This window comes from Croceitalea sp. MTPC6 (assembly GCF_036985525.1).
Taxonomy (GTDB): Bacteria; Bacteroidota; Bacteroidia; order Flavobacteriales; family Flavobacteriaceae; genus Croceitalea.
This window is the reverse complement of sequence record NZ_BTGR01000003.1, coordinates 347,406-359,460: the sequence shown is the minus strand read 5'-3', so window position 1 is coordinate 359,460 and position 12,055 is coordinate 347,406. Positions and strand designations below refer to the sequence as shown.

General features: G+C 42.6%; 1 protein-coding gene. It reads right to left on the bottom strand.

The window, feature by feature from the left end:
• Window positions 1-7: 7 nt before the first annotated feature.
• Complete coding sequence (locus AACP56_RS08310; protein WP_339335522.1) at window positions 8-11,665, bottom strand: PKD domain-containing protein; 11,658 nt, start codon at window positions 11,663-11,665, stop codon at window positions 8-10.
• Window positions 11,666-12,055: the final 390 nt, after the last annotated feature.

Genomic DNA, 12,055 nt, shown 5'->3' with positions numbered 1-12,055 from the left:
TATCGGTTTATCTATTAATATATAGCCAGTCTGAAACAGGTTCTGAGCCATCTCCTAACTCAAGTATGTAATAATAAGTACCAACAGGCAGAAGTTCTTGTTCACTTATAGTGGCTCTTCCGTTAGAAAGACCATCCCAAGTATTATCATAATTCTTCTGCTCAAAAACAATGTTCCCCCATCTATTATAGACACGTAGCACATTATTAGGATATCTTGAAATACAATCAATTTGAAATAAATCGTTTACGCCGTCATCATTGGGTGAAAACTCATTGTAAATAGTCAAACAGGTAGGATCAATTGTGGCTTGATCTGAATCATTGGATTCATTTAAATCTATTTGATCCACAAATGCTAGGTTAGCTGTGTTGATATAGTCATCTTCTTCTAAAACTTCTACGTTAATGATTAAAGTGGCCGTTTCGGAACTTGCTAATACTGGAATTTCCCAGAATCCATCCACCTGGTCGAATGCGCCCATAGAAGCCTGTGAACTTTGGTAAGCATAACCGTTTGGTAATAACTCTTCAATACCAACGTTCGTGGCATCAGAAATTCCTAAGTTACTAATGGTAATAGTAAATTGAATTTCATCACCAATCTTAGGTCTTTCATTGCTTACTATTTTGTCTACCGAAATATCAACTGATTGCGGAACTACAGTTACACTTGCTTCATCATCATCGGCCAAACCGTCAGCCAAGTCATCAATAGATGAATCTTCATTGATATTACTATCAGGGTCAGCTTGATTACTGGCTGTTATTTCAGCAATATTGGTATACTCTCCATCCGTACCTGTCGGTGCATTTACTTGTAAAAGCACTATTAAGGTTTCAGTAGTACCATTTGGTATTACCCCATTGGTATTCCAAACTCCTGTATTAGGGTCGTATACCCCGGCAGTACTTAAATGGGACTGATAAGTGTATCCACTTGGTACAACATCTGTAACCACAACACCCGTAGCATCACTATCACCACTATTGGTAAGGTTAATAGTAAACTCTATAATGTCACCGACATTTGGGTTTAATTCATCCACCTCTTTAGTTAGGCTCAAATCAGCTAGACCTGTTGGAACAGGGGTAACGGTGTCTTGATCATCTTCAGAGTTAAGATTATTATCTGGTGACGAATCGGGGTCAAAAGTATCAAGTGCAATTAATTCTGCAGTGTTGGAGTAATCACCGTTTGTTAAAACGGTAGCAACAATATCTAAGGTTTCAGAAGCTCCATTTAATAAGCCTGTAATATTCCAAGAACCGATGACTTCATCATAAGTTCCTGAGGATGGTACCGCATTTACAAATTCATAACCAGATGCTAGAATGTCTTCTACAACAAGGCCTGTGGCATCGCTTGGACCATCATTGGTTACAGTAATAGTAAATGTTATTTGAGAACCAACTGAAGGATTTGCATTATCGACTGTTTTTAATACAGAGATATCGGTTATAACTCTTGGTAAAGTCACTTGTTCGTCTTGATCATCTTCATTGATATCATTGTTGTTAGGTGTGGAATTTGGGTCTAATTCGTTAACTGCAATAACTTCTGCAACATTTGCATAACTTCCTGTAGTATTTATACCAACTACAATATTAAGTTCAATTGTGGCATCAGCAGCGAGGCTAGTAACATTCCAAATTCCTGTTCCCGGATTATAAAGACCCCCGCTATCATCAGAAATATAAGTATAACCCGAGGGTAACGTCTCATTAACCTGAATGCCTGTTGCGGCACTAGGCCCAGCATTATTCAGAGTCAATGTGAAGGTTATAGTGTCTGAAACATCAGGAAATTCATTATCCACTGTTTTGACCAGTGAGAGGTCAGCTAGTGGTGTCGGAGTGGTGTCCGCATTATCTTGATCATCTTCCGAAGCAATATCATTCGCTGGTGTGGAATCAATATCATTATTATTAGAACCTGTAATTTCCGCACTATTGCTATAATTTCCAGAAGGATTAACAACTACTACAATATTCAAGGTTTCCGTCGTTCCATTTGGAATTACACCATTCAAAGACCATAAACCTGAAGCTTCATTATAGACCCCAGCTGTGCTATTGTTAGATACATAAGTATAACCGTCTGGAAGTAAATCAACCACTTCAACGCCACTAGCGTCACTTGGACCGTTATTGATTAAACTCAAGGTAAATATGACTTCATTACCCACAAATGGAGATGCGTCATTAACGGTCTTGGTCAATTCGAGATCTGAAACTAGAACCGGAGTTGGCTCGATAGTTTCTTGATCATCTTCGGTGTCATCATTATTTGAAGGTTCTGAATCTATATCAAATTCATTCAAGTCTGTTAGTTCCGCGGTATTAGTATACGTGCCATTTGCCAAAACATTAGCAGTAATGATAATTGTTTCAGTGATACCGTTGTCCAAATCTCCAATAGTCCATGAACCATTTAGATCTTCGTAAATTCCGTTTGTAGGTGTAGCACTTACAAATTCATAGCCAGATTCCAATAAGTCTGTCACAACGATATTTGTAGCATCACTTGGTCCATCATTGGTTACAGTTACAGTAAATTCAACCTCTCCTCCAATGTTGGGGGTCATATCATTAGCAACTTTGGTTACTGAAATGTCAACCAATGGTCTTGGTGAAACAACAACCTCGTCTTGGTCGTCTTCACTAAGAATATCATTATTTGGTGTTGAGTCAATATCTAATTCTGTATGTGAGATGACCTCTGCAATATTTGTGTAGACTCCGATGGTATTTACTGTAGCCACGATATTTAATACTGTTGTATTTCCAATACCTAGATTTCCAATATTCCAATTTCCTGTTGTATCATCGTAAGCCCCTACCGAATCATCTGATACATAAGTGAAGCCGGAAGGTAACTGATCTAAGACTTGAAGGTTAGTAGCTTCGCTTGGTCCTTCATTAGTAACCGTTATAGTGAAGGTAATGTCCGTATTAACATCAGGTGTATCATTGCTAACAGTTTTGTCCAGAGAAATGTCAATAGTGCTTATTGGTGATACCGTAACATCATCTTGATCATCTTCTGTCAAAATATCATTGTTTGGTGTAGAATCTATATCAAAGACATCAGACGCAGTCACTTCTGCAACATTGGTATAATTTCCTGTGGGATTTACTAAAACATCTATTACTAGAGTTTCTGAACCTCCGCTAGAAATATCACCAACCAACCAAACCCCGGTACTTTCATTATAGATTCCGGAAGTTGAACTATATAGTATAAAATCGAAACCGGTAGGAAGTAAATCTTGCACTACTACGTCATTGGCATCTTGTGGACCATCATTGAAAACCGTAATTTCAAAACTAATTTCAGTTCCCACTTGCGGACTAGTATCGCCATCAACAACTATTTTGGTCAATGATAAATCTGCAACGTTCGGTGTAAGGTTTATAGCATCTTCATCATCGTCGTCACCTTGACCATTACCATCTTCATCAATAGCATTACCAGTAGTAGGGTCACTATCTGGGTCAAATTGGTCAGATGCGGTAATACTCGCCACATTTAAGTATTCATCGAATGCCCCTGTAGGTGCATTTACAGTTGCTTCATAAGTTACTGAAGTTGAACCACCATTAGCTAGTACTGTTAGACCCGTCCAGCTTGCGGTATTTACTGCTGACGAACCACCATTATTTACTGTAGTTAAAGTAAATCCTGAAGGTAAAATATCTTCTAAAGCAACATTTGTTGCAATGTTAGGTCCTAAGTTATTAATCGTTAATGTAAACATTACGGTATCTCCAACATTTGGACTTGGGGTACTTGCAGTTTTAGTGAGGCTTAAATCTGCCTGTTGTGGTATGATGGTAATATTATCTTCATCATCTTCACTTTGATCACCATCATCGTTGTTTGGAGCGCTATCTGTATCAAATTGGTCAGCAGCGGTAACTTCAACTCGGTTTTTATACTCATCAACTGCTCCAGTTGGAGCTAAAACTTGTGCATTAAATGTCAAGGATATGCTATTAGAACCCAATGGAATGTTTAATCCAGACCAAGAAACAACTCCGGCTCCAAACGAACCACCATTACTAATACTAGTTACATTGCTATAACCAGAAGGAAGAATATCTTCAACAGCAACCCCGGTGGCAGGTGCATTACCTAAGTTGCTGATTGCTATTGTGAAGGTAACAACGTCACCAACATTTGGATTACTTATACTAACAGATTTGTCAAGATCTAAATCAATAAGCTGTGGTGTTATTTCAAAAAAGTCTTCATCATCTTCATCTTGGTCACCATCATCATTGAAAGGCTCACTATCTGGGTCTGATTGGTCGCTTGCCGCAACCTCCGCAATATTTAAATATTCATCAATATCACCAGAAGGTTCGTTTACTGTAACTTCATAAGATAAGGTAGTGTTGCCAACTGGCAGTGAGGCAATATCCCAACTTAAGAAAATACCTGCAATGGAAGTACCGCCATTGTTGACGGTTCCTAAGGTGTAGCCTCTTGGTACTTCATCTTCAATAACTACATTAGTTGCAGTGTTTGGACCTGCATTGGTTATTGTAAGTTCAAAAACCAAGGTATCACCTATGTTAGGAGTCGCACTGGATCCAGCACTAATATCTTTTACTAAACTAAGGTCGGCGGATTGCAAAGAGAATGGGGAAATTGCCTCATCATCTTCACTTTGGTCTCCATCGTCATTGTTTGGTGTACTGTCGACATCAGGTAAATCAGAGGCCGTAATTTCACCGGTTGTATTGTAATTTCCAGACTCATTTACGGTTACGTCATATGTAAAGTTAGAAGTATCACCATTTGCAACATTAACATTGCTCCAAGTGATTGTCCCGCTACCTGGGTTGTAAACACCGCCACCACTAATGCTGCCTGGAACAATTGTAAACCCAGAAGGAACTACAACCACTATTTCAACTCCAGTAGCATCACCAGTTTCAATGGTATCGTCATTGGTCAACGCTACGGTATAGGTAACGGTATCGCCCGCATTACCCGAAGTTGGTACGCTTGAGATATCTAGTTCAAGATCTACTTGTTCAAGGGTAATACTTGAAGCGCTCTCATCATCTTCACTTTGGTCACCATCGTCGTTCCCAGGGGTACTGTCCGGGTCCAATTGATCGCTCGCCGTGATTTCAGCCGTGTTATTGTACTCTCCGCCCGATCCGGTGGGCATGTTCACTACAGCCTCAAACGAAACCGTGGTAGAACTCCCGCTGGTCACCGATAGGCCGCTCCAGCTTATCTCGTTTCCGGAAACAGACCCACCATTGTTCACCGTTCCTATGGTATAACCACTGGGAACAACATCTGAAACCGCAACCCCACTTGCGTTCGAAGTCCCTGCATTGGATATCTCTAAGGAAAAGGTGACCGTCTCACCAACACTTGCCGTGGTGGGACTCACAGTCTTCAACAAACTTAAATCAGACGATTGAAGGGTAAAAGTGGCGTTTGTCTCGTCATCTTCGCTCTGATCGCCATCATCGTTGTTTGGTAAACTATCGGGATCCAGTAAATCCGATGCCGTAATCTGGGCAATATTGGTGTAGTTTCCGCTCGCATTAACACTTACATCATACGTTAAATTTTGCGTAGCTCCATTGGTTACCGATAGGTTGTCCCATGTTATGGTCAGACTTCCTGGGTTATAGAAACCGCCATTACTTATGGTACCACCAACAATATCAAAACCGTTTGGAAGTGTATCTACGATGGAAACCCCGGTTGCATCTCCTGTCCCATTATTCTCTAAAGAAATGGTAAAGGTTAAAATATCCCCAACATTTCCGTTAGATGAGGATATGGATTTCGTTAGTTCTAAATCCGCAACCTCTAATACAATCGCAGATGCACTCTCATCATCTTCGCTTTGATCCCCATTATCGTTGTTTGGAGTACTATCTGGATCTATTTGATCACTTGCCGTTATTTCGGCTGTGTTGTTGTATTCCCCACTTGCTCCTGTTGGCATGTTCACCACTGCTTCAAAAGAAACTGAGGTAGAACCGCCACTTGTTACGGTAAGGCCCGTCCATGTTATTTCATTCCCAATCCGGGTTCCTCCATTGTTGATGGTGCCAATTGTATAGCCTCCAGGCACAAGGTCGGCAATTGAAACACCTGTAGCATTGCTAGTTCCAGCATTGGAAATAGCGAGTGTAAACGTTACGGTCTCCCCAACACTAGCTGTGGTGGGACTCACAGTTTTTAACAGACTTAAATCCGCTGACTGTAAGGTGAAGGAAGCAAGTGCTTCATCGTCCTCGCTCTGGTCCCCATCATCATTGTTGGGCGTACTGTCCAGGTCGGGCAAGTCCGAAGTCGTAATCTCTCCCGTGGTATCGTAATTGCCACTGGGGTTCACCGTAACATCGTACGTGAAGTCCGTTGTTGTCCCATTGGTAAGGGAAACACCGCTCCAAGTTATCGTCCCGCTCCCAGAGTTGTACACCCCTCCGTTGCTAATACTTCCCGGTACTATGGTAAAGCCCGATGGTACCACAACTACAACATCCACACCGGTGGCGTCCCCCGTTGCAACGGTATCGTCATTGGTCAAGGAAACCGTGTAGGTCACCGTGTCGCCAGCATTGCCAGATGTAGGGGCACTGCTTATGCCAAGTTCCAAATCCACTTGTTCCAAGGTAATCCCCGAAGCGCTCTCGTCATCCTCACTTTGATTCCCATCATCGTTCCCTGGCGTACTGTCCGGGTCCAATTGATCGCTCGCCGTAATCTCAGCCGTGTTCGTGTACTCTCCGGCGGCTCCCGTGGGCATGCTCACCGCAGCTTCAAACGAAACCGTGGTGGAACCCCCGCTGGTCACCGATAGGCCGCTCCAGCTTATCTCGTTTCCGGAAACAGACCCACCATTGTTCACCGTGCCTATGGTATAACCACTGGGAACAACATCCGAAACCGCAATCCCGCTCGCATTGGAAGTACCCGCATTGGAGACCTCCAAACTAAAGGTCACTGTTTCGCCTACACTTGCCGTGGTGGGACTCACCGTCTTCAATAAACTTAAATCCGAAGATTGAAGGGTAATCGCTGTTGTACTTTGATCATCTTCTGCAGGACTGGCATTGTTTACCGTAGAATCTGGATCGGGTTGATCACTTGCCGTTATCTCAGCGGTATTGTCATATACACCTGTCGTATTGACGGTAGCATCGAAAGAAAGGTCTAGGGTAGCTCCAAATACCACAGTCAGATTGGACCATACTATTGATAAATCCCCTGCATTAAAAACACCACCATTACTAACCGTTCCTGGAACTAGGGTATATCCGCTTGGAACAATATCTTCAACAGTAACTCCGGTAGCATCAGAATTGCCAAAAGCAGTACCATCATTGTTAAAAATAGAAATGGTAAAGGTAACCGTGTCACCGGCGTTTACGCTAGTAGGATTTACCGTCTTGGTCAACTCCAAATCAGCCATCCCTAAAATGGTTAGTGTCATGGTATCCGAAACATCGGCACAGATGCCATTAGATACGGTCCATTCAAATACATAGTCTCCCACATCAACACCAAAGACCTCTGTATCTGGGGCAGTGTCATCTACAAAACTTGCTGTAGTGGGTCCAGAAATCTGGGTCCAAAGCCCTGTGCCAACAGTCGTTGGAGTAGCTGCAAGGGCGATGGTAGAAAATTGTTGAATTGTTTGATCCGGCCCAGCATCCGCTATTATCGGCTGGGATAGAATCACAATTTCCATAGTATCTGTAAGTGTACATCCCCCATTGCTTGCAGTCCAGGTGAATTCGTACGTTCCAGCTTCCAAATCAGAAACTGGCGTATTGGGATTGTTTACATCCGTAATTGTGGCAGGAGTTCCAAATTGTGTTATCCCAGGCCCGGCTGTTTGGTTCCATGTTCCTGTTCCTGTAGTTAGTGCTACAGCTGCCAAGTTTGCTGAAGTGGCATCACAAAAATCTTGGTCTGGGCCTGCATCAGCATCTGAAGGTGGGACGTCGGTAAAGGTAATTTCAACCGTATCCACACTAGGTGCACATAAGGATGGGTTAACAAAGGTTGTTCCATTGGTAACCGTCCATGTAAGTTCGTAAGTACCCAAAATTGTGATATTGGATAAGGTTGTAGTGGGAGAATTTGGACTATCAATTACCGCGACACCTCCAGATGGATCGTTGGAAAATGTCCATGTACCAATTCCAGCAGTTGGGGGAACGGCATTCATTTGAGCATCCAATTGGCAAGCATCCGTCTGATCTGCACCAGCGTCTGCGGTGGAAGGTGCTTCAAAAACTTCAATGCGCACAACATCCGCAGTATCCGTACAATTGCCAGATTCAAAGTTCCATTCCAAAATATAAACTCCCGGTACTGATAGGTTTGATATTGTAGATGTTGGACTGTTGGGGGAATCAATGGTAGCTAAACTCCCTGAGGGTTCATTGGCAAAACGCCATTCCGCATTGGAAACATCAACTGGTGGTGAATTTCCGGCTAAAGTGGTCTGAAATGGAGCTCCAATATCTGCGGTACACAAAATCTGGTCTAGTCCCGCATTGGGATCAATAGAAGGCGCCGTACTAGAAACAACGGTCACCACTTTTGTATCCGTACCACACGCATAATCCGTTGTAAAAGTGAACTCGTATGTACTTCCAGCAACAATCTCGATTTCGGCTACATTACTATTTGCCGGATTTTGATTTATGGAAACACCTGTCGTCGGACCTGAGGTTTGTGCCCAAGTACCTGTAGCACCAAAGGTAGCTTCCACCAAAAAATTTGTTATCTCACAAAACTGCAATGTTTCATCATCTCCGGCAGGTGCAAATACTTCTACTTGTAAATCTGCAAATGAGGTTGGGCAATTGCTATCCCCTGCTATGGTCCATCTGAAATTGTAAATTCCCGATACTAAATTGGATACCACTGTGTTTGGATTGTTCACATTGGCAATTGTGGGCGTATTAGGGGCACCGGAAAGCAAGGTCCAAAACCCAGTTTCCACATTGGAATCGAATCCGTTTCCTGACAATACCGTATTATCCGCCAGACAAATAGTCTGATCAGCACCTACAGCAGCAATAGTAGGAGGGATACCAATGTTAAGGGTAATCTGATCGGAATCTGTGGAACAGGTTCCACTGTTGACCGTCCACTCAAATACATATTGACCAGAAAAAGTGAAAGTAAATTGTGCGGTCGGGCTTGTTTCATCATCAATGGTAACACCACCAGGACCAGAAACTTGGGTCCACAAGCCCGTTCCTGTTGAGCTTGTTGCCACCATCGTATACGTAGCTACGCACACACTATCATCTGGACCCGCATTGGCCGATGCCGAGGCATCTACGGTGATCTCTACATCATCGAATGTTGATTGACAACCGGCTTTTGAAATGGTCCAAGTAAGGGTATAACTTTGATCAACTGTAATTGTTGCCGTTGTATTGAACAACGTATTATCCGCAAAACTTATTCCTGTATTGGGTGTTGCGGTCCATTGTCCTGTTTCCCCAGCACCTGGGGCATTTCCATTCAGGTTCACTGTGCCCGTTCCAGCTGCTAAACATTGATCAGTGCCTGCATTTGCTGTGGTTGGACCTGGTGTTGCATTCGTGGTAATGGTTACAGTATCCGTACCCGGCGGTGGGCATGTATTGTCATTGGGGTTGGAAACCGTCCATCTTAAAACATAGGTTTCATTGGCATCATCCAAACCGGAAACCAAAGTATTTGGATCATTGGCGTCTGCAAAGACGATTGTAGCCCCAACCGGAGCGGTATCAACGGTCCATTCTCCAACTAAATTGGGCGCAGGAAGATCTTGGGCAGCTAACAACACTGGCGCTCCAAAACATACCAAAGGCTGATTTGGTCCTGCATCTGTGGTAATCGCTGCATCTGAGGATACGGTAACGCTTACTGTTGACTCCGCAGAAGGAGAACAGGCATTACCCCCGGATATGGCATACTGAAAGATGTATTCACCTGGAATAAGTCCTGAAACCGGGGTGGTCTGATCGAAGGGGTTTGTGATGGTTGCCGTATTTGGACCATTTATTTGCGACCACAATGAGTTCCCCGTACTTACCGCATTACCAGCCAAGGAGGTCGATGTCACATTACAAGCCAAGACCTGCCCAGTGCCTGCATTAGCACTTGTTGGATTCAAGGATATGGTCACATTGATGGCATCCGTACCTACCTCACAACCGGTCTGTACCGACCCACTTACCGCTCTCCGCAATAGTACAGTATAGGTACCCTCTACATCAAAATCAATGGCCAATGGAGTACTTCCAGTATTGTTAAAATCATTGGGATCCACTAAGGTAGAACCAGATGGGCCACTAACTATAGCAAAGGTATTCCCGCCATTGCCCGTTGTCGTAAAGGGAATGTCCACTTCGGACTGCCCACAAACTCCAGTGATATCAGTGCCACCGTTTGCGGTTATAGTGATTGGATTTACGGAATATCTTATGGTAACTGTTTCCGTATCAAAACAACCCGTTACCGAATTGCTTATCGTGTACTCAAAAGTATAGGTATTTGGCGAAACCAAACCTGATATTTGTGTTGTACTATTCGTATCATTGAGGATTGAGGCCGAAGGTCCACCGGTTTGTGTCCATTGAACGGTCTCTCCAGAGAATTGGGGTTGTGACCCTACTAAAGTTGTAGTTGTAATACTTGGGTCGCAAAAGCGAATATTGTTTTCCTGAACTGAAGCATTCGAAATGTCTTGGGTAGCTTCATCTACAGTTATAGTGACCGTATCTTGCCCGGAAACGCAAGGACCTGCAACCGTCCATCTTAATACGTAAGTTCCTTCAATGAGATTAGATACATTACTAGTATTGCTATTTGCATTTGAGAAGTTTGGTGTGCTTGGCCCGCTGACAAAAGACCAGGCACCTTGTTGTCCATTAATATTATTGCCGCCAAAACTTGCATTCAAATTTGTAGACTGCGTTACGGTATAACAATTATCCAAATTTTGATTTGCTCCCGCACTTACTGGCAGCTCCCCACCATAGTTAGTGATGGTGATGGTATCCGATGATTCACAAAATTGACCAGGAGCAAAGTCTGGCCCGGTAATAGTCCAACGAAGTGTTGTGGTACCTGCGCTACTTTCTGCTAAGTCTAAAGTTGTTGTTGCTGAAGTTGGAGAATTTATAGTAACTCCAGCATTGTTGGCGCCGTCTATACTCCAACTCCCTATTTCACCTGGATTAATCGGCGTATTTCCCGTTATGCTTATGGCTCCAGAGGTATCGGGACAAGAGGTCACATCATTTCCAGCATCCGCTATCGTTATAGGTTCCACGCTAATGTTAACATCCTGAAATTGTGTGCTTCCATCCGTACAGTTAGCCGAAAGCCGAAATGTGTAAACGTTCCCCCCAATTAAGCCCGTTATTGAGGAATTAGGGTCATTTGGGTCATCAATGATAACTGATGGACCAGCAACCTGAGACCATACCGGACCACTCTGAATCAAACCAGCGGAAGAACCTGATAAAGTAAACGTACCATCATTAACGCATATTGTCTCATTTATACCTGCATTGACCGAACAATTTTGGCCATAAGAGAACGCAGTGCCGAGCAATAAAAAAGATAGAAGACTAAAGAACCAGTTATTGAGTATAAATCTTTTCATTAAGATTTTATTTAAATATTTGTAAGAAAATTCAAACATATTATATTTTTTTTAACAATCCCCCCGGATGTTGTATTTCATCGATAAGTTGTTGTGAAACAATGAATAATCGATGAATGGTATTATTCAATTAGTTGATTTTCCAAATTTTTTGCTAAATGTTTAGCACGGGTAAATAATAAAAGTAATCGGGGGAACTAATAAGTACTTTTAGATCTACCCGTCCACAAAACACCAAAATGAAAACAACCAGTTTTACATTTTAATTATAAAGCTAGCTCTGCTTTTGTTAATTGTAAGATTCGTAGAGTGAATTAGGGAGAAAAATATCGATTAAAAGTATTTTTTTATCGATGAAATGTATTTTAACAAGTAAAAAGCTTAAAAAAT